General features: G+C 55.9%; 18 protein-coding genes. 13 read left to right on the forward strand and 5 right to left on the reverse strand.

Annotation, left to right across the window (positions count from 1 at the left end; translation table 11 throughout):
• Nucleotide 1 precedes the first annotated feature (1 nt).
• On the forward strand, nucleotides 2-1,066 hold the full coding sequence (locus Poly41_RS16245) for a thiamine phosphate synthase (RefSeq protein ID WP_146527669.1): 1,065 nt from the start codon (nucleotides 2-4) through the stop codon (nucleotides 1,064-1,066).
• Here the strand turns inward: Poly41_RS16245 and Poly41_RS34150 are convergent.
• A complete protein-coding gene (locus Poly41_RS34150) occupies nucleotides 1,049-1,690 on the reverse strand; it encodes a TlpA family protein disulfide reductase (RefSeq protein ID WP_197231383.1) in 642 nt (213 codons plus the stop codon). The genes Poly41_RS16245 and Poly41_RS34150 overlap by 18 nt on opposite strands.
• 163 nt (nucleotides 1,691-1,853) lie before the next feature.
• Here Poly41_RS34150 and Poly41_RS34155 point away from each other — a divergent pair, with 163 nt between their 5' ends.
• From Poly41_RS34155 to Poly41_RS16280, 6 genes are all read left to right on the forward strand, one after another.
• Nucleotides 1,854-2,720, forward strand: a complete 867-nt coding sequence (locus Poly41_RS34155) for a hypothetical protein (RefSeq protein ID WP_197231384.1) — start codon at nucleotides 1,854-1,856, stop codon at nucleotides 2,718-2,720.
• 5 nt (nucleotides 2,721-2,725) lie between these two features.
• Nucleotides 2,726-3,283, forward strand: coding sequence for a class IV adenylate cyclase (gene cyaB / locus Poly41_RS16260; RefSeq protein WP_146527675.1), 558 nt, complete (start codon nucleotides 2,726-2,728; stop codon nucleotides 3,281-3,283).
• A gap of 78 nt (nucleotides 3,284-3,361) precedes the next feature.
• Nucleotides 3,362-3,610 carry an AAA family ATPase gene (locus Poly41_RS16265; protein WP_231615700.1) on the forward strand — a complete coding sequence of 83 codons (249 nt, stop codon included), beginning with the start codon at nucleotides 3,362-3,364 and terminating at the stop codon, nucleotides 3,608-3,610.
• The gene (locus tag Poly41_RS34160) at nucleotides 3,607-4,254 is read left to right on the forward strand and encodes a DUF58 domain-containing protein (RefSeq protein ID WP_197231404.1); all 648 of its coding nucleotides are present in this window, start codon (nucleotides 3,607-3,609) and stop codon (nucleotides 4,252-4,254) included. Before Poly41_RS16265 ends, Poly41_RS34160 begins: the two co-directional genes overlap by 4 nt.
• A gap of 479 nt (nucleotides 4,255-4,733) precedes the next feature.
• Nucleotides 4,734-5,333: a transglutaminase-like domain-containing protein gene (locus tag Poly41_RS16275; protein WP_231615701.1), complete on the forward strand. Its 600-nt coding sequence runs from the start codon at nucleotides 4,734-4,736 to the stop codon at nucleotides 5,331-5,333.
• 536 nt (nucleotides 5,334-5,869) lie between these two features.
• On the forward strand, nucleotides 5,870-6,331 hold the full coding sequence (locus Poly41_RS16280; protein ID WP_146527678.1) for a hypothetical protein: 462 nt from the start codon (nucleotides 5,870-5,872) through the stop codon (nucleotides 6,329-6,331).
• Nucleotides 6,332-6,410: 79 nt separating this feature from the next.
• On the opposite strand, the gene Poly41_RS16285 is transcribed toward Poly41_RS16280, so the two are convergent.
• The 3 genes from Poly41_RS16285 to Poly41_RS16295 are packed head-to-tail and all read right to left on the reverse strand — an operon-like array spanning nucleotide 6,411 to nucleotide 11,672.
• Entirely contained in the window at nucleotides 6,411-8,546 is a 2,136-nt protein-coding gene (locus Poly41_RS16285) for a hypothetical protein (RefSeq protein ID WP_146527680.1), read from the reverse strand.
• Between the two features lie 20 nt (nucleotides 8,547-8,566).
• A complete protein-coding gene (locus tag Poly41_RS16290; protein ID WP_146527682.1) occupies nucleotides 8,567-9,937 on the reverse strand; it encodes a DUF1501 domain-containing protein in 1,371 nt (456 codons plus the stop codon).
• Between the two features lie 13 nt (nucleotides 9,938-9,950).
• The gene (locus tag Poly41_RS16295) at nucleotides 9,951-11,672 is read right to left on the reverse strand and encodes a DUF1553 domain-containing protein (protein ID WP_197231385.1); all 1,722 of its coding nucleotides are present in this window, start codon (nucleotides 11,670-11,672) and stop codon (nucleotides 9,951-9,953) included.
• Between the two features lie 369 nt (nucleotides 11,673-12,041).
• Between Poly41_RS16295 and Poly41_RS16300 the strand changes: the two genes are divergently transcribed.
• Both Poly41_RS16300 and Poly41_RS16305 read left to right on the forward strand, forming a co-directional pair.
• A complete protein-coding gene (locus Poly41_RS16300) occupies nucleotides 12,042-13,403 on the forward strand; it encodes an MFS transporter (protein ID WP_146527686.1) in 1,362 nt (453 codons plus the stop codon).
• Nucleotides 13,403-14,374, forward strand: a complete 972-nt coding sequence (locus tag Poly41_RS16305; RefSeq protein ID WP_146527688.1) for a uroporphyrinogen decarboxylase family protein — start codon at nucleotides 13,403-13,405, stop codon at nucleotides 14,372-14,374. The genes Poly41_RS16300 and Poly41_RS16305 overlap by 1 nt, the downstream gene beginning before the upstream one ends.
• Before the next feature lies 1 nt (nucleotide 14,375).
• Here the strand turns inward: Poly41_RS16305 and Poly41_RS16310 are convergent, their stop codons facing one another.
• Nucleotides 14,376-15,446 carry an SDR family oxidoreductase gene (locus tag Poly41_RS16310; protein WP_146527689.1) on the reverse strand — a complete coding sequence of 357 codons (1,071 nt, stop codon included), beginning with the start codon at nucleotides 15,444-15,446 and terminating at the stop codon, nucleotides 14,376-14,378.
• Nucleotides 15,447-15,656: 210 nt separating this feature from the next.
• Between Poly41_RS16310 and Poly41_RS16315 the strand changes: the two genes are divergently transcribed.
• From Poly41_RS16315 to Poly41_RS16330, 4 genes are all read left to right on the forward strand, one after another.
• On the forward strand, nucleotides 15,657-16,490 hold the full coding sequence (locus Poly41_RS16315; protein WP_231615702.1) for a histidinol-phosphatase HisJ family protein: 834 nt from the start codon (nucleotides 15,657-15,659) through the stop codon (nucleotides 16,488-16,490).
• Nucleotides 16,491-16,779: 289 nt separating this feature from the next.
• Nucleotides 16,780-17,226, forward strand: a complete 447-nt coding sequence (locus tag Poly41_RS16320) for a GntR family transcriptional regulator (protein ID WP_146527691.1) — start codon at nucleotides 16,780-16,782, stop codon at nucleotides 17,224-17,226.
• Nucleotides 17,223-18,188 carry an ABC transporter ATP-binding protein gene (locus tag Poly41_RS16325; RefSeq protein WP_390621440.1) on the forward strand — a complete coding sequence of 322 codons (966 nt, stop codon included), beginning with the start codon at nucleotides 17,223-17,225 and terminating at the stop codon, nucleotides 18,186-18,188. Before Poly41_RS16320 ends, Poly41_RS16325 begins: the two co-directional genes overlap by 4 nt.
• Nucleotides 18,185-20,602 (forward strand): ABC transporter permease, encoded by a 2,418-nt coding sequence (locus Poly41_RS16330; protein WP_146527693.1) that lies wholly within the window; start codon nucleotides 18,185-18,187, stop codon nucleotides 20,600-20,602. The genes Poly41_RS16325 and Poly41_RS16330 overlap by 4 nt, the downstream gene beginning before the upstream one ends.
• The last annotated feature ends 51 nt before the right edge of the window (nucleotides 20,603-20,653 follow it).

The following is a 20,653-nucleotide window of genomic DNA, read 5'->3' on the forward strand; positions in this document are numbered from 1 at the left end:
CATGACACTACCTTCCAACCGGTCAACCCATCGTATCCTAGACGCTTCCATAAATCGAGCGACGGAGGGGATTCGAACCTTGGAGGAGTTTGCAAGATTTGAACTACAAGATCCTACGATCTTCGAACCGCTCAAATCGCTTCGGCATGACCTCTCCAACGCCGTCGATCAACACCTGTCTCGCGAGTCGTTGTTGTCCGCACGCGATACCCCCGGTGACCTCGGAACGAAAATCGAGGCGGCGACCGAGTACGATCGCCCCAGCAAGCGAGTCGTCGTCGTCGCTGCGTCGGCACGTGTCCAGCAATCGCTGCGGGTCATTGAAGAATACGGCAAGACCCTCAACGCCGATTTTGGACGGCGGGTCGAACAGCTTCGTTACCGTGCTTACCAGCTTTGCGCCCAGCAAGAGCTTCAAGTCCTCCATCATCGTCGACGCCGTCTGCTTTCGAAATCACAGCTCTACTATTTGATCGATGCCGGTTCGTCGGAACCAGCGTTTCTCAATGCCATTAAAACGTTGTCGGCTGCGGGAGTCGATGTGTTTCAGCTTCGCGACAAAGACATCGACGACTCGACGTTGTACCAGCGCGCTCGCGTGGGAGCGGCAATCGCTCGCGAACTCGACCGGCTATTCATTGTCAATGATCGCTGCGACATCGCCGTTGCGGCTGACGCGGATGGTGTTCACCTCGGGCAAGACGAATTGCCGGCGTCGGTGGCACGAACGATCATCGGTGACAACCGGCTGCTGGGCGTCTCGACGCATTCGCTGCCGCAAGTCAAGCGGGCGGAATTGGACGGAGCCGACTACATCGGTTGTGGCCCCGTGTTCCGCAGCCGCACCAAAACGTTTTCCGAGTTCGCTGGAACCGACTTTCTCAGCGAAGTTTCCTTGGCCACTCCAATGCCGGCGTTTGCAATTGGAGGTATCGAGCGAAACAATCTTTCGAAGGTGATCGAGACCGGCTTTACCCGAATTGCCGTTACCGGCGCGATTCGCGATGCAGAAGATCCTCTCACCGCCGCCGCGGAACTCAGGGAGCAACTAGGTTCTCTCGGATAACAGTCGCATCACGGCCGCTTCCATTTCTGCAACGGCCTCAGGTGCATAACCTTGCCATACGCCGCGAATGATTCCTTCCTGATCGACCAACATGGACGTCGGAAAATACATTGCCGACTGTTGCATTCGCTCCGCCGCACTCGATCGCGTCACGCCATAGGGATCCGCATACACCTCCGTCGATGCCTGAATCTTATTGAGAAACTCGTAAGTCTTCTGTTTTAAGTGATCATAGGTTTCACTCGAACCCGATTCACAGGAGATCGAAACAAATTCGAATTGGGGGTTCGCCTCCAGCTTCGCCACGGTTTCCGACAAATGCGGGTACTCCATTTTGCAGGGACCGCACCAAGTTCCCCAAAAGTGGATCAACGTCACTTTTCCTGGAACCAGCTGCTCCAGCGTTATAGGATCCGGATCGCTTGTCAGTCGCAGCAAATCAAGTTCGGGGGCCGATTCACCAATGGCAGCGCTGTCCTGGCCTGATGGAAGCGTCGTCTTCGTACGACTGACGAAAACCAAGCCGGCGACTAGAATAACCGGGACCATCCAAAGCCAGGGCGGTGTCGCCGAAGCGGGACGCGTTTGCGGTGCTGGATCCGATTCCGAGAGTGTCGAATTCAATGTTTCATCCAAATGGGCTGGCGTTTGAAAAGGGCAAGAGAACCACGTGACCATCGCGAATGCTACCCCCCGTCGCCATCGATGCGCTCGAAAACGTCCCAAGCAAACATCATGCGTTGGCGGCATCGGGCCGGTTCGATCGTGCCTAGTCGCTTTGACGTTCTTGCTGAACCTCCACCTAGGTAGCGCACAACAAGAAAATGACCATGGCGACACCTCAACCGCCACAACCAAGCAACAAACCATCGCCGAACCGCTGTTAGTTGAAAGCAGCGGGTTGGCGGCGTCAAGTCGAGAACCGGGGTACTTTTGGTCACACAATGATTCCGGTGACTCTGCAAGAATGTTTGCGTTCAACGATCGAGGACAAACCTCGGGAAGGTGCCAATTGGTCGCGGCCAGCGCCATCGATTGCGAAGACATGGCCAGTTTTCTTTTCGGGGGCCGCAGCCATTTGTTGCTGGCCGATTGTGGAGACAACCAACGCAGACGATCCAGCATCTCGTTGCATCTCGTCGAAGAACCTGACCCCACCAAGACCACGATGATCCATCGCGTAGGCACCATCGTTGTCAGCTATCCCGATGGACCTGCCGATTGCGAGGCGGTCGCCGTCGATGTCGACCGCGGGCAGATTTTGCTGATTACGAAAAACTCGCTTCCCATCGCGCGGGTCTACGCGGTGAATCTCGATTGCCTCAACGATCCCCTACCTTGGACAAAACATGCCAGCGCAACCTACATGGGTGCCTTTGCCATGCCGATGGTGACTGCGGCTGACATCAACCCACGAAACGGCGATTTGTGGGTGGCCAACTACTTCAAGGGATTCTGTTTTCGTTGTCGCGATCGAAACGCCAGCCTTGCTGCCCAATTGAATTCCCTTCCCGAACCCGCCGAACTGCCACCTTGGAGACAGATTGAAGCGATCGGCGTTGATGCGAAGGGTGACGTCTGGGTCACCAGCGAGGGATCCCCCGCGTCCTTCGGCAGAATCTTGATTCCGCCCCCGACCCCCCTAAGGAAATGACGAGCATGTTTGAAATCGAACAAAAGTATAGGATCCGTGACTCGAAACGTGTGCAAGCGATGCTGTTGGAACTTGGCATGATCCCCGCTGATCTCGATCACCATTGCGATACGTACTACAACCACCCGTGCCGTGATTTTGCCGAGTCGAAAGAGGCACTGCGGGTCCGCCGCGTCAACGAAGTACCGTACATCACCTACAAGGGGCCGAAATTGCCAGGCGAGATCAAAGCCCGCCGTGAACTCGAATGGATCCTCAGCCCGGGTGATGATCGCGGCGACAAGACCGAGCAACTGCTCACACTGCTGGGCTTTCACCGTGTCGCCGAAGTGAAGAAGATCCGGCAATCGTTTGATCCGCCCAAAGGGGAACTCGACGGTTTCGTGATCGTGCTTGACGAAGTGGAACAACTTGGCCAATTTGCTGAGATCGAGCGCATGGCCCGCAACGAGTCGGAGGTTGAGAAGGCTCGAGCACAGATTCAGCAGCTCGCCACGCGGCTCGGACTTGATTCCCCAGAACCACGGAGCTACCTAAGAATGTTGCTTGAAAACATTGGATAATTCACACCCCAAGCGGGCGACGCAAACCCATTCGTATTGTCCACAAGACCAGCCGGAACCGGACGAGGAACCAAAGAGATGCAGCAGGCACAAGACAAGATCACCGCGCTGACCGATGCGCTTTGTGGCGTCATTCGAGGCAATCGAGATTGCATTGAGGTCCTGGTGATCTCGCTGTTGTCCAACGGATCCGTGTTGATGCAAGATGTTCCGGGTGTGGGAAAGACGACGTTGGCCAAGGCGGTCGCCAAAGCAATCGACGTTCAGTTTCATCGTGTCCAGTTCACACCCGATTTGCTGCCAGCGATTCCTTCTCGGGTCGTTTGACGATCACGAATCAAGGCCGCTGGACCGCCTACGACGTCGCGCTCGGGTTTTTCCGCCTGCCGAAGAGCTTTGAGTCACTCGAACCCGAAACGATACTGAGGGAATTGTTACCCAATGCGTCGTTGGAGACGACGGTACGCATGAGGGCGTTTCGTCGCGGGATTTACACGTTGCCCCGGCCTCGCGCCTATTCCACCTTTGCGTTTCACTTACTTCGCGACGGTCGCTGGCAATCTGACCAGCAGGCGCTGATGGTGTTGCCCCACTTTCGTCCACTGCTCGACCTTGATTTGCCGGTCGGCGCTCGCTACCAACCCGGCGGAATTGCTCTCACCTCCAACATCGGTGAATCCCCCGAGTACATTGGCAATCGCGAGTACGTCGCCGGTGATTCGTCACGCCGAATTGATTACCGTTCGTGGGCCCGTTTGGGGCGTCCGATTGTTCGTGAGTACCGAGAAGAGCACTACTGCCGTGTGGCGTTGGTCCTCGATACCTTCGTTTCACCCAAGCGAAAAGCGGGCCGTGAAGGTTTTCCCGATCTCGAGGACGACACACCGCCCATTTCGAGAATGTCTTGGAAATCGTCGACGCCGTTGATGCGTGTCGAGAGAAACCTTTCGAGACGGTCGCACCGGCGTTAGCGGAAGAGTTGACGAACATCTCAACGGTCGTCGGTTGTCTGTTGGTCGTGTTGCAAGCAGCGGCACTTGCCTATTTTTTGGCTCATCCGGCGGAAGCGTGCGCAGGAGGTTTTCGAGGCATCTCTCCGGTGTCCCATCATTGCTGGCAGGAGCTATTTTTCACTTGTTATCGTGCAGTTGCCGGGAGAAACGGAGTCGAGCTCTGCAGAGGTGCAACTTGACAAGGGATATCCCGGTCGACGGTGCGTCAAGGGTGCTACCGGTTCCCGGCGGACGACCGTCCGTCGGGGACTCTTTTCTAAGAGATCATTGGACACCGGAGCCATACCTCCAAAAAACCTCGAGTCTGGGTTCCGCACGCTTCCGTCGGATGAGCTTATTTTTTCCGTACGCCACTGTTCTCAACCGTCGTCGTTGCAGCTGCGATTTTCGCAACGATCTACAAGACTCGGCTGCTGACGCCGCAGGCCTCACAACGCTTGCCGATCTTGGCCATCACGGCGGTTGTCTTCGCAGGTGACGTCCGCGTTGGCGCTCAGGGACGATTGATCTATCAACTGATTTCGCTGGCGTTGGTCTTGTTGTCGATCGGTTTCTTTTTTTCTTGCCGCAGCGTAGATGGAAAGGCAAGTCCGTCTTTTTCTCCCAAACACAAATGGCTGCTTCTGACGATCGACTCGGACGAGGATTTGTCACAACAGGCAGATGCGATGACGAGCGAAGACTGGGCGAGATTGATTGCTTTGCCGCACGACCTGGATCCTCGCATTGGCGAATTGGCAGCCAGGGTTATCGGCAAGTCGGTGACGACAGGCGACAAGATCCTTGCCGTTGAGAATTTCTTTCTCGACAACTACGAATACCAATTTGGCATTGAAGTTCCCGCACAGCGAGATCCGATTGCCTACTTCCTGCTCGATCGCCCGCCGGCTCATTGCGAGTACTTCGCTAGCGGCGCGGTGGTGTTGCTCCGATCCGTTGGCGTGCCTTGTCGCTACGTTACCGGATTGGTCGCTGGCGCCTTCGCAGTTCGACGGATCCGACGTTGGCGATTCATCGGTTACCGCAAAGCGGTTTGACTCCAAAGCCCAGGGTCGACGCGAAGCGGCGCACCCTGGGTTCACGGTGTCGAAAATCGTCTTCCTACGCCGCCGGCGTTGTACAAGCAGGCCAGCGCCAATGGGCGTCATGTTGGGGATCGATGCCGTTCATTGTAAAACCTCTTCGAGGTATGCTGCCTGACGCGGTCGGTGACCCAGGGTGCGCAATGCGGCTTCGCCGCTTCGCGACCCTTGGCTTTGGATTGCAACGCCGTTGGCGTAAGGAATTGCACGGTAGGGACGGTAGCACTCTGCCGGTGGGGAAAGGCACCGGATACGCGGCAGCAAAAGCCTGGAACTGCCCTAGCCAAGAAACCGTGATTCACTGCATGGCTCGACCCCAAAGGGGCGGTTTCCAGCAAACAAATGTGCGGATTTGTCACACTCGTGCTAATACAGCCACTCTTTATGGCCATTCGGTTGCCCCCAACAAGCTTGACTTTTCATCGCCCCTTCTCCTATGCTTGAACGACGTGTTCCGAACACCTAACCCCTTTTCTTGTGGAGAGCTAAAGATGTTACTAAAGAAAATCGCAGCCGTTTTGTCGGTTGCCTTGATCGCCGGCGTTACGGTATTCGCTGCCGAAACGCAGGAAGTGAAACTGGCCGACATCAAGTGTGTCGTTGCGCCCAAGGCCGCCAACGCGGAGAAGTCCGCGGAGTACAAAGATGGCAAAGTCTACTTCTGCTGCGGTGGCTGTGTTGGAAAGTTCAGCAAAGACACCGAAAAGTATACGACCAAAGCCAATCATCAATTGGTGGCCACCAAGCAGTACACGCAAAACGCTTGCCCCATTAGCGGCAATGCACTGAACCCCGAAACCGCGACCAAGGTCGCTGGAGTGAGCGTGTCCTTCTGCTGCAACGGTTGCAAAGGCAAGGTCGATTCGGCTGAGGACGACAAGAAGTTAGAGATCGTCTTTAGCGACAAAGCGTTCGCCAAGGCGTTCAAGAAAACTGAGCCAAAAACGGAGTAGAGCAACGGGTGCCGCTTTGATTTCCATCGAAACGGTCGTCGCAACTCTTCTGCGACGACCGTTTTCTTATGCGATTCGGCTATTGGATCGACTCGCACTCGGCAACCTTCGCCGCGTAAAACGGTTCGGTCAGAAGCCACTCGTCATAGAGCAGTTTTAGTTGACGTAGTCGTCCCGCGACTTGTTTCTTATTAAAGGTTACCGCTTGAGCCGCGGGCTTGGTCGTGGCCGCTGCAACGGCGCGGGGCGACGGATCGGCACGTTGCATTGTCATTTGCGCAGCGGGATTGAAGACGACGGCGACGAAGTCTTGTGCCGGAACCAAGTGTCTCCACAAGAAGGCTTGCATCCGATCGTCGGACGGTACCGCGCTACGCACGACTCGGTTTCCGTCAATCATTGCCACGCCCTGGACCGAAAGTGTCACCGGCTCGACGGTCGTTTTCAGCGTCGTCTTTAACCATAACTTCGCCGTATCCTTTCCCGGTTTCAGCACGGCGGTCGATGACATGAAGCCTTTCGTTGAATCGTCCAACCGGACCCTGATCTCGCCATCGTAGCCCTCTTTTCGTATCGCATAGACATTGATCGAAAAGCCGCCCTTGCTGCGAAATGCTGCACCCGAAGGCTCGGTCCGCAGCTCAAAGTCGGGTTGCTGAGGATGGAGTCGCAACCGATAGGCATAGGCTTCCCCACCGCTGCAGGTGGTGTCCCCAAGATGCACAAAGTAGCGTCCGTCCGCGGGGATCTCCGCCACCAGAAAGGCATCTGCATGGTGAGTATTTCGTCCTGATCCCACGTCATGATGATCGTCGTTCATTGCGAGCAGCGTTCCCGACTCATCGGTGACTTTGAGCACGGAATCGAGAGGCGTGCCAAGTCGACGGGCGACGACCTCCGCAACAAGTTTGTCGCCCGCTTGAGCTTGAACCGAGAACACATCGTTGTCGTTCGGCGCATCGATGCGGCCATTGAGGATCACGGGCAACTCCAAGGGTTCGGCTTCGAGTTGGTGGTTGTTGGGTTCGCGTTCGTGGCGTTCCCTGCGCTGAGACTCGGATCGATTGACAAGGTCATAGGGCATCCGATTCGAAACGATCCCGCCACGAATCGCAGCCAAGGCACCGGTTTGCCGGTCGACGATCTTCAGCGACGCCGAATCGAGATTCCATCCGTTCATCTCGACGCTCGATACGTCGTTCGCCGTTCCGCCAAGCGGAAAAAGGCTCGTCAAATAGGGCACTTCCCCAATCGTCACGCGATAAACAAAGTCTTCTCGACCACGATAGATCGCATCGTGGATGCAAAATCGGTACTCTCCATCCTCGGGGACTTCGAAGAGCAAAGCCGGATCGGGATGAAAGCGAAAGTCATCGTTGTAGCCAACCTGATTTCCGTTGGCATCTTCGACAGCCAAGACAGGCTGAAACCAACCGGGTACCGCATCGGCGATATAGGGAATCAACTCTCGTCCCGCACATGACAAAACCAAACGCTGCCCTTTCCGTGCCTGAAAGCGATACCAATTCACCTCACCCGATGCAATTTGCCCATTCACGGTGCAGGGAAGCTCAATCTCCGCTTCCACTTCCTGCTCGGGACGCGAACGCAGCGACAACTCCTCTTTTCCGAGCACCTGAAGGGTACTGATTCGCATCGGTGTCCGAGTCTGTTCGGGAAGTTGGCCAACATGAAACACCAACGGATTGGAAATGCCCCGCGAACCGACCAACCGAATTTCTCTCGGCCCCGGTTCTGCATCGGCTGCAACCGTCACCTGCAGATAAACCAACGACGCAATGGAAGCCGATGCAGGCCGATTGCAATATTCGGCCATACGCGTTTCGATGTTGTCGAGAATGGTCTGTTCCGTCTTGCTGATTCCGCCGCTCAATGTCCTTCGGTTCGCCAGTTTCGCTCGCTGTTTCAATTCCTTCAACTGCTCGCGCAGCAGCACCAATTCTTGATTGCTGATCGTCCGAAAAAATCGGTTGATCTTCGCGGTCACTCCCGACCCCGTCACGAGGACTTGGTGGACGCCGTCGAGTCGTTGACCACCGAGTTTGACCTCAAACGAAGTCCCTTGTTGCCCCCCGGCGGGATAGGCATAACCAATGTAGGCTCCGGACTGGGCCAGCGCGGGCAATCCGCTCAGACCAGCGCTGCCGAGCAGTGCAATGACCCCCGCGCAACAGAATCGCTTAAAAACGTTCATGAGTGAGTCCTTTTGGATGCCTACATAATCTCAGTTAAGATGCCACCTGACGCCGCCGAATCCGTTGACTCGGGCAACACGCGCGCCTCAAGCCCAAGCGGATGGGGCAAACGTGCAGTCGGATCGATTCCCGCCAGCGAATAGATACTGCCGAGCAAATCGACAGGATAAACGGGTCGATCCTTGACATTCTCACCCTTGGCGTCCGATGCCCCGACGACCTTGCCGCCTTGGAATCCGCCGCCAGCCACCAGGACCGAGAACACCTTTCCAAAGTGGTTTCGTCCACCGTTCCACGGCGGTTGCCAATCGACTTTGGGTCCGCGACCAAATTCGCCACTGCACCAAACGATGGTACTCTCCAATAACCCACGATTGCTTAAGTCCTCTAACAGGGCTGCCAACCCCTGGTCCAACTGAGGAGCTTGTCTGCGCATGGTCTGGAAGTGGTTCTTGTGCGTGTCCCAGCCACCCGGATAATTGATCACGATGTAGGGAACCCCAACCTCGACCATGCGGCGAGCGACCAAGCATTCTTGACCAAAGGTGTGGCGCCCATAACGATCTCGCAACGCACCTTCTTCCTTGGACAGATCAAACACTTCCTTGCCCTGACCCAGAATCAACTCATAGGCTTTCTGTTTCGCTTGCAGGGCTTCGGCGATCGAGTCGCTATCCTGCATCAATCCGCCCATCGTATCCATCTTGCTAAGCAGTTCTCGGCGGGCTTGTTGACGCTCGTCGGTGATGCTCCTTGCGACAACGCCTTCCACCGCAAACCTTGATGCATTGGGATCGCCTCCGGTCGCAAAGGGTTTGTATTTGGGTCCCAAGAATCCCTCCTCGGAAAAACGACCCTGTGGTTTCGTCAAGACAACGTAGGGCGGAATGATCCCGTTGTACTGAGGGCCTTTGAACAGTGAAAAAACCGCACCGATGCTTGGATAAGCCAATCTTTCACCAGGCTGATGCCCCGTCTGCATCAAGTAGGCAGCCGTTTCGTGACCGTTGTTGCCATGGGTCATGCTGCGAATCAGCGCGTACTTGTCCGCTTGCTTCGAGAGCGCAGGGAACAATTCTCCCAATTGAATACCGGGCACGTTGGTGGAGATCACGCCGCTGAATTCACCGGTGTAATCACGCCCCGCATCCGGTTTCGGGTCCCAGGTATCGTTATGGGACATTCCTCCCCACAAAAAGACCTGGATTACCGATTTGGCCTTGGCCTCGATCTTGGGTTGGCCATTTTCTTTTTGCTTCCCTGCCGCCTGCAGGACCTTGGGCAACACACCCTCGGCCAACAGAGCTCCACTCGCCCCGACCACCCCGCGGCAAAGCGTTTGTCGGCGGCTCAGTTGATGGTCTTGCTTCGATTTGGCGTTTTCGTTCATGGTCTGCTTCCGGTTAATGTCGATAAAGAAACTCGGTGCTATTGATCAATGCCCAACTGAGGTCGATCCAATCATTACGAATGGGCTTGCGTGGGGAACGCGGGTAGGCCTTCACCGTTTCGAGTTCCTGCTCGGTGGGATACCGAGACAGAATCGTCAAGTAAAGTTCTTCGATCTTCTCTTCGGGTTTTCGCTTGGAGTCAACGATGGCTCGCAGCTTCGTTCCTTTTTCCAGTTTCTCTTGGATGTGGCTCGAATTCAGCATGTGAAGCCACTGGGCAGGTACCGGTTTGTTGTTTCGCTCGCTTGCCATTCCCGTTGCCCGAGCCGATCGTCCGAACAACGCTAAGAAGGGGCTGGTGATGCTGCCATCCGCGATAGCGATCGCTGGCTGATCACGAGGGATATAGGTGAACGGCTCGGGGATCGCACTCGTATAAAGATCCGAAGTTCCCGTGATCTGGTTGATTGCGTCAATCAGCACTTCGGCGTCCAGCCGACGAAGCGGGTAACTGGCAAACAGTACCTCGGCGTCCTCCGCTTCCCCTTGCCGCAGCGATGAGAACTGGTACGTATTCGAAGCAAGGATCAATCGAATCAGGTGCTTCAAATCGTAGCCGCTGTGGACAAATTCCTGTTCCAGATACGACAACAACTGGGGATGGCTGGGTGGATTGTCGTCGCGGAAGTCATCGGGTTCGTGGACGATCCCGCGCCCAACCAACCAAGCCCAAACTCGATTCACTGCACTCTTCGCAAACCATGGATTTTCGGCTTGGATCAACCAATCGGCGAACACTTCGCGTGGGTCTTGGTCGCCGCTAAGCTGCACACGACTTCCATCGGGAAAGACCGCCACACCCTTCCCCGGTTTGACTTCGGCGTCCGATGGGGTTTCCTGATTGGCGGTTTCATCCGCTGTGGTGTCAGATGCCGGATCGCTGCCTGGCAAAGGACTTCCCGGAGCAACGTTTCCCGGCTGGCCACTGCTGTCGAGCGGGTCCCAAAAGACAATTTCTTCTTTCCATTCCGCGGTGGGTTTGTAGCCGACTTGAGAAAAGAACACGGCCATCCCCTGCAATCGCTCCGTCGGCCAGCGGTCGGTGCGTGTTCCCATGAACGTCAGTGCCACGGTGCTCGCGATCCCCTCCGGTGTTTTGTTTTGCATCGCACGATAGAAGTTCACCGGAGCGACGCGAAAGTTGCTGCCACTACGCGTCAGCAATTGCCGAACGAATTGATCGTAGGGCATGTTCGCTGCAATCGAGGACCGCACCCAATGATGGTAGGCCTGCGCTGCATTCGGCCAAAGATTCACTGGAAATTCAGCTTTGATACGCAGCACATCGCTCCACTTCATCGCCCAGTAATCCGCAAACTCTGGGCGCTCCATCAATTCATCGATCAGCGCCCTCCTTTTTTGAGCCGTGCTTGGCCTTGCGACAAATTGCCTCACCTCTGCAGCGGTCGGCAAGGTTCCGATCACGTCGAGATAGACGCGGCGAATGAAGACGGCGTCCGAACAAAGCGAGGGCTCGATTCCAAGCGGGGACAATTTGGCTGCGACCATTCGATCAATCAAAGCGGTTGGTAAGGCAGGTTCCGAGCGCTGGTAAACACCCATCGCGGATGGACCGGGTGACCGCGTGGGTTGATCCGCGCTGGCAACTCCCGACACGAAGACCGAGAATATCACCGCAAAACACGCTGTAGCGATCCGCAAACAGAACATCATGTGCATCACTCCAATCGGGCAGGTGCCTCAACCGCGTGGGTGAGGATGCGATAGGTAGGGAGTTGCGTCAGGTAGGCATGACCGTGACTTGACCACCCAGGCAACGTTCCCGTTACCTGAAATGACAAGCCACCATCATGAGTCCTCATTGTAACTACGCCCCTCCGCGATGGGTATAGAGAAAGAACCCGGAACTCGGATGCGACCTTGGGAATCCAGCCCGACGATTCACCCATCGACCTCGCCCGTCGTTTGCATGTCGGCCCTTCGTTTTCAAGATGGATCAAGCAAACCGACACGAACGAGTTCAGCAGGCGGTGCATTTGCCCTACAATCGGGCCTTCGCCACACCCACACGAAAGCAACTGAATGATCGAGAACGAGAAGCGGTCAAGCGTCTTCGAAGGAGTGACGACCTATCACTGGATCGTTGTTCTGATTGCCGCTGCCGCCTGGGGCTTTGACTGCATGGATGCCCGGCTGTTTGTTCTGGCACGCGAATCCGCCCTGACCGACTTGCTCTCGGACCAGGTCTCCGACCCCGCCATCATCAAGACCTATTTGGGGTATGCCACCACGGCGTTGATCCTGGGCTGGGCCACCGGCGGGATTGTGTTTGGCATGATGAGCGACCGATTGGGGCGTATCAAGACGATGGTGGCCACGCTGCTCATCTACTCGATCTTCACAGGCTTATCCGGCATCGCCGTTTCCTGGGTCGATTTTGTCGCCTATCGATTTCTGGTCGGACTCGGAATCGGCGGACTGTTTGGAGCAGCAACGACCTTGGTGGCTGAATCGGTGCCGGGATCGTTCCGGCCTCTCGCACTCGGAGCGTTACAAGTGCTTGCCGCGTTCGGCAACATGGGAGGCTCGCTGATCAGTTTATGGATTCAACCGGGCGCGGAAGCCTCGTATTTTGGATTGGCGGGATGGCGAGTGCTATTCTTTGTCGGCATCCTTCCCTCCTTGTTGGTGGTTCCGATCATCTTTTTCTTACGGGAACCGGACGCTTGGCTTGCAATGCGAGCGGCCACACGGCATAGCCCCTCCGCTGCATCTGTGGGTTCGCCCATCACTCTATTCCGAGATGCCCGATGGCGACGCAACACGATCGTCGGCTTGATGCTTGGCGTGGCAGGCATGGTGGGGTTGTGGGGCATCGGTTTCTTCTCACCCGAGCTGATTTCGACGGCACTCAAAGGGGAACCGCAATCCCACATCGACAAGGTCCGCGCCTGGGGGACGGCAAGTCAAGATGTTGGCGCCTTTTTCGGCATGATGACGTTTACCTTTGTCGCATCGTTTCTGAGCCGGCGTTTGGCGTTCTTGGGTGCGTTCCTGTTGAGTTTCTTCACGACCGTCTATGTTTTTAACAACTTGAATTCCGCTGCCGATGCGTACTGGATGCTGCCGATGATGGGCTTTGCTCAATTTTCTCTCTTCGCCGGCTATTCGATCTACTTCCCTGAATTGTTTCCGACCCGACTTCGCGGACTGGGTGTTGGGTTTTGCTACAACACGGTTCGCTACCTGGCCGCGCCCGCACCGATCTTGCTTGGATGGATGAGCACGATGATGTCGTTTCGTACCGCTGCGGCACTCATGGCTAGCATCTATTTGGTGGGTGCCGTGGCACTGCTTTGGGCACCCGAGACCAAGGGGAAACCGCTGCCCGAAGACACGCTACCGGAAGAAACAAGCTGCCGCGATCAAGGAGCGTCAACCTGATGGATGTCTCACCCTCGGTTTACGAACACGCTGCCCAATTCCTTGGCCGCTCGCCTTGGGAAGTTTCGCGTGACGGAGACTTGATGTACGAAGCCCATGCCGCCGCGTACGAGTATTACCACCACACGCCGATCATGCCCGGCATCGACATCTATAACCTTGAAACGGAAGCCTATGGGGCTGTGATCGAAAAGCCGTCGGGAAACGGAATCCCCGGTGTCAGTCACCACCCTGTCCGTAGCACCGCTGATCTGTCGGATCTTCCACCGCTCGATGCAACACGCGATGGACGGATTCCGATGCAGATCGAAGTGGCACGGCGCTTGGCCCAGCGTTTTCCGAATGCCGACATCCGCGTTCCCGTCAGCGGCCCATTTTCCATCGCCAGCAATTTGGTCGGTTTCAATACGTTACTCCTCGATGCCGCGTTGGAACCCGAGACCGTCGCCCGCGCGATGATGCATTTGGTAGAGGGGCAGGTTCGGTTTGCCCAAGCGATCAAGCATGCGGGATTGGACGTCGCGTTTTTTGAATCCGCTGCCTGTCCGCCGATGCTGTCGCCAAAAGCCTTTCGACAGATCGAATTGCCCGCATTGACGAAACTGATGCATCGGATTGGTGACGTCGTCGGTCATCCCGTTTCTTGTATCATCGGTGGGAACACCGAGCCGATTGTCGAGTCGATGCTCGAAACCGGCAGCGGATACTTGATCGCTCCGTTTGAGACCGATCAAATCGCCTTCATGAATAAAGTTGCTGAACGTCTGGATGTGCGAGTTCGGATCAACATGGATTTGCGAATCATCGCCTCGGGGACGCACAAGGAGATCGAGACCGAAGCCGATCGGGTGCTTGCGATCGCAGCCGATCGGCCGAATGTCTGCCTCGGAACCGGATCGTTACCGTACGAGACTCGGCCAGAAAATGTCATTCATCTGATCCGCTACGTCGAGGAAAAGACGAGGGCTTGAATCAGTGAAACCGGCGGTCGCCCCACAACTGATCCCGATTCGGCGGTACCAACCCAGGATTGCCGGGATTTTGATACAGCAGCTGATGAATGAGCTGCTCACTACCCAGCTCGTCGTCCGACCGATCAAAATGCCAGTCGACGCTTTCCGGAATCAAGCGGTCGCTAAGTGGCCACGGATCAAAGGGATCGATTCCGATCGCCGCCTGCAGCTTAGATGAGTTCATCGCAACATCTCCGGCTCGCGGTGGCATCGGTCCCGCGTCGATCCGAGGGCAGCCTTGCAGCAGATGGGGATCATAGCCGCCCACGCGGTTGACGATCTGTCCTATTTGAAACAGCGTCAGCTTTCGAGGTCCTCCCGCATGGTACAAGCCGCTGATCGGATCCTCCATCAACTTTGCGTAAAGCTCGTTCATGCAATCGGTATAGGTGGGGGTGCGATGCTCGTCGAAAAACAAGGTTGCGGGCTTGTCCTGTTTGAATCGTGAGGCGATCCAATCGATGGCGCCTGCGTGGGCGTTGAAGCTGATTCCCATCGGCAACGAAATACGCAACACACACGCATCCGGCCGACGTTCAAGAACCACCCGTTCCGCCTCGACCATCTTGGCACCATACACCGTGACCGGATCGGGTGGATCCTCTTCGCAGTAGTCACCGCCGTCACGGCCCGCAAACACCAAGTCGACCGAAAGGTGCAAGACTTGCGCATCATGCCGAGTCGCCTCGGCAATCAAGTTTTCGGCTCCCGTCACGTTCACGCGGTGCGCCAGAGCAGGGTCCATCTCGCATGATTTCAGCCGACAACATCCGCCAAAACTCAACAGCGTGCGGAACTGATATTGGCTCCAAAGCCGAGCAACCGCCTCACGATCCTCCGCGTCACACGCGATCACGCCGTCACCAGTAAGCGGCCACATCTTGGTTTGCCGCATCCCAAAAACCTGGTCCCCGTAACGTTCACGAAAATAGTGAAAGGCATTGTAGCCAGGTACCCCTGCGATACCGGTTACCAGCATCGGTAATTTTTTATCGAACGATGCGATTGTGGGTGTTTCCACCAAATTCATGAGCCACAGACAATGTTGAAGGGAACAGAACGGTCACCGTAAACGCAGGCAGCGTGCGAGGTTGCTGCCATCGGGCACCAGCCGAGCGAACGCTCACTCGAAGCTCCGACCGGTAACACCTTGTCAGTTTCGGGGGTCGACAAGTATGGTTCCTCGAGAGTCTGTCCCAATTCTTTGATTTCGACCACCCGTATTGGAAACCAACCGAGCGTGTCCGACCGAATTCTCTACGAATCCCACTGCCACACCCCGCTTTGCATGCATGCCGACGGCCTGCCCACCGAATACGCTGCGGTGGCTTGGCAACGAGGGCTGAAGGGATTGATTGTCACCTGTCACAATCCGATGCCCGACGGTTTCTCTAGCCATGTGAGGATGCGCGAGGACCAATTCGGCGAATACGTTGCGATGATCGAGGGCGCCCGAAACGAGTGGGCGGGACGGATCGACGTACGGCTGGGAATCGAAGCCGACTACTTCGAAGGCTACGAAGATTACCTCCAACAGCAACTCGATTCGGCGCCGTTCCACTTCGTGCTGGGCTCCATCCACCCTCAGATCGCAGAATACCGCCAACGTTATCAAACCGACGACCCTTTCGAATACCAGCGAAACTATTTCCGGTTGCTCGCGAAAGCGGCAGAAACCAAACTGTTTGATTCCATCTCGCATCCCGATTTTGTCAAGAACGTGACCCCGAAGGACTGGAATCCTGCGGCGATCATGGGTGACATTTGCGGTGCCCTTGACCGGATTGCTGCCACCGGCACTGCGATGGAGCTCAATACGTCGGGCGTCAACAAGACGGTTGCGGAAATGAATCCGTTTCCGGAGATGTTGCGTGAGATGTCCCATCGAGGCATCCCTGTCACCCTCGGCGCCGACGCTCATCTCCCCAGCCGAGTCGGTGACGGCTACCTCGTCGGATTGAACCTGCTTCAAGACTGCGGCTACAAGCACCTCAGCCTATTTCTCGATCGTCAGCGAACCGAAATCCCGATCGATTTGGCGATCTCGAGTTTAAAGAACGCGCGAACGTTCTGATCCGAGGCACGGTGTGCGTCGCCAAGTGGTCGCGGACAGAGGGGCGAAACGATGAAAAGGGGCAATTGGCATTTCGCCGAACGCTGGCATCGTGGGCTTGGCAATGGAACCTTGTTTATTCGTTGGCCTGAATTTGCAAATACCGTTTCGCCGGAGATTCTGGCTCTCATGCTTCTCAACCGCGATCGCGGGCCGCGAATTTTTTTGAGAATCAACCTTGACGGCCCCGAATATTCTCGTACTATCACGCTAGTACACTATCACATTAGCACTTCGATACGGAGTTGCCATGTTCTTCTCGATTGACCCTTCTGGCGGGGTAGCGATTTACGAGCAAATTGTTCGGCAAGTCAAATTCGCCATCGCTGAACAAACGCTGCGACCGGGCCAGCTCCTGCCCAGTGTTCGCGTCCTCAGCCACCAATTGGCAATCAACCCCAACACGATTGCCAGGGCCTACCTGCAATTGCAGGCCGATGGCGTGCTGGAGTCGCTTCGCGGCCGAGGCTTAGCGGTCTGTGACGGTGCGACCGATCAGTGCCGCTCCTTTCGGCTCTCGCTGATGGCCGAGCGGATTGCGATGGTCCTTGGCGAGGCGTTGCACGGCGGACTGACGACGGACGAAATCAGCGACATCGTTGCTGAACAACTGAAATTGCTAAGCGGTAACGTCACCACGATCAGCCAGCAACCTGTCTCCGATAACCCTTCAACTAACTCTGAGGCCGATAAGTGAACAATCAAAACGAAGTGATCACCGCCAGTGGTTTGGAGATGCGGTTTCCGGGTTGCGATGTGCTTAAGGGCGTGGAGATGAACGTCCGAAGTGGATCCGTGTTTGCCTTGTTGGGCGAAAACGGTGCTGGCAAGACGACGATGATTCGAATTCTGACCGGGTTCCTAAAACCGACTGCGGGCAGCGTCCGCGTGTGTGGTCTGGATCCGATACGCGATTCGCTCGAAATCCGTCGTCGAATCGGCTACGTGTCCGATGCGCCGGCGATGTACGACTGGATGACGGTTGGTGAAATTGGTTGGTTCACCGCGTCGTTTTATTCTCACGGGTTTGTCGAGAGGTACCGCGAGTTAGTCACCGGTTATGAGATCCCCGAAAACCGTAAGATGAAAGTGCTAAGCAGAGGTCAACGCGCGAAAGTGGCGTTGTCACTTGCATTGGCGCATGATCCGGAATTGTTGATCCTTGATGAGCCCACGTCGGGCTTAGACCCACTTGTCCGTCGAGAGTTTTTGGAAAGTATGGTCGACCGCGCTTCCGCAGGACGAACCGTGTTTTTGTCGAGCCACCAAATCTCCGAAGTCGAGCGTGTCGCCGATACGGTAGCCATTATGCACGATGGCAAGTTCCACTTGTGTGGTGAATTGGCGGACCTAAAGGATTCGATCAGTGAGGTCACGATCAACTTGGATGATCCGCTGGTTTCGTTGCCGGCGCTGCCAAGTCCAGCAATCGTGCTCAGCGAAGAGACGGAAGGCCGGCAACGTCGCATGATTGCCAGAGGCTTCACGCGTGAAATGCAAGACGCGATCGCCGCAAGAAGAGGCGTCAACGGCGTCCGGGCACGTGCAGCATCTTTAGAGGAGTTGTTTGTCGCATGCACCCGAGGAATCGCGGCGCTGCGACCTCAACCTCAGGATTCACAAGCACCCGCAGCGGAGGTTAGTGAACTATCGCTATGAACATCATCTTGTTACGCAAAGAGTTCCGGCAACTCGCTCCGTTGGTCACCGCCGTCTTGCTGCTTGGTCTGCTCGGCTTTGCCTTGATTGAGATGCGACCGGCAGGTTGGTACGGCCAATTGATGTCATCCGGCTACCCCTTACTTGCGATCCCCGCACTCTATGCGGTCGGCGCGGGTGCGATGTCGGTCAGTCAGGAAAAGGAAACACGAACACTGGGCTGGCTCTCCTCGTTGCCGCTCGCCAACAAGCGGCTGATCACGACCAAATTCTCCGCTGCGGTGGTTTTTTGGGCCGGACTTTGGTTGGTCACGCTGCTTGGTTGCTACGCAATCGAATCGCTGGGCACGCGTCTATTTCCCATTCACGACCGAGCGACCAACCCGATCCACTCGATGTGGTTGGTTTACTGGATACTCAATTCATTCTACCTCCTCGTGATTGGGTTCCTGACTGCTTGGCGATTCCGTTCTTCGATGACGGCACTCGTCATGTTCATCCCGTTAGCGATCGCTCCTGCAATCTTACGGTTTGCAATCGCCTATGTACAAAACCCATTCCTTTCGTACAACAGTTCTCTCTACGATGCGACGCTCGGGCAATGCTTGATCGTGGTCGGCTGTTCGTTAGCGTTCTCGATTTGGCTGATGAATCGCTTTGCCAGGCAATCACTTGCTCCCGAAGAAACGCGGCTCTCGGCAAACCCCTATGCCTCCGTCGAACTTGCGACCGACACAACGATCCAAACCAGTCAATCCGTGCTCCGCCCCAGCTCGGCAATGCTGTGGCAATTCTTCCATCAAAACAAATCGGTCTATCTCAGCCTGTTCGGAGCCAGCCTTGTTGTGGGTGTGATCAGTTTGGGTTTGGCGCCAACGATTGACCATCGCAATGGCGGCTGGGAGGCGTTCGCCGTCTTCAGCTTGTTCCTCGCCACGGCGTGGATGGGGGTCTTGGTCTTCCAGGGTGACAATCTGCAAGAACGCATTCGCTTTCTCTCAGAACAGGGCATTGGACCATCCAAAGTCTGGATCACTCGGCAACTCTTGCCGTTTGGCTTCGTTTGCTGTGCCTGCCTTTTTTACTTGCTTGTTCTAACACGTTACATCCACTCCATGGACGTCGATGAGCATGTGCCTTTGTGGCTTGCGTTTTGGTTTTTAGCGTTCGCCTATGGGTACGCACAATGGTTCGCGCAGCTTGTTCGCAACCCGGTTCTCAGCGCGATTGGCGGGCCGATCATCGCCGGCATCGCCTTAACGGTCGTGGTGTTCGTCCGAGTCGATATTTCAACACGGTTTGTCTGCATGGCCGCATTTTCCGTCGCCCCGTTCCTTGCCACGTTCTTGATGATGGGGCGTTGGATGGATCGACGGTTCGGGTGGCAATTCTGGTGCACTCACGCTGCGATCTTGGGATTGGTGATCATGCTTCCGATCGCCGACCTTGCTTGGTACGTCTGGAATTCGCCTCGCATGCCCAAGGATGTAAAAGTGGCGTTCCGCGAAGAGGGCCGTAGGATGGGTGAATCACCACGGACAGATGGCATCTTTCTCGGAACGATGATTTCGGAAGAACCCTATGAGTTCGGCGAACCCACGATCGAGCAACGAATCGCCCGTGCCGAAAAACGGGCTGACGTCCAGCACCAAATCAATCAACTTCGTCAGGAGATGGCTTCGCCCAACGTTCAAGGTCTTCGCATTGGAGGATATGAAGTCCAAAATGCAGTGGGAAATCTCGTTTTGGCGCGCCATCGCTTAGAACGCAATGCGGACGACCCGTTGGCTCGGAAAGACTACCAACGAAGGGTCGAATTCTTGTACCTGATCGCTGATTCGGCTCGCCGCAGTATCCATTTGAGATCTCAAGAGGCTGCCGACTATGCAGAGATTGCACTGATCGCTGAGCTACAACGACCCGACACCCAAGCGAGAATCGGTGACGACACCTGGGACCGCTACGTCGCCCTGGTCTCGGATCGCGAAGCCCGAAACGAGTCGCGTCGTCGTGCGGTCGTGGCATGCTGGTACCAATTCGATCAGACGGATGATGACGACAAGCACTACGGCTCTCTCGCCAATTTCCATCCCAACACCAGCTGGCGTTCAGGAACAAAACATTTGTTGACTCACAACGCTCGAATCGATCACTTGGCCTGGGTTTTACTGAGGTATCTTGAGCAAGGACAAGAGCTTTCCGCTTCCGAAAAAGTCGATCTCCTGCGTCAACGATGGCCGGCCGATTCGAACCATAACAACCAAGCAGCTTTCCTTCTACCAAAATGGATCGAGGATCCTGCACAATCGGATTGGTACTCTTTCAACACCGCTCAACTCCCAGGCGACCAATGGTTCGCTGGCTGGGAACAGGTGGGCGCAAAGTTGAATCCCTCCACAGAAACATTCCAATAGACTTGGCTCAACGGAATCTATCATGACACCAAAATCATTCGGCCTGTGGAC

This window comes from Novipirellula artificiosorum (genome assembly GCF_007860135.1).
In the GTDB taxonomy this organism is placed as follows: Bacteria; Planctomycetota; Planctomycetia; order Pirellulales; family Pirellulaceae; genus Novipirellula_A; species Novipirellula_A artificiosorum.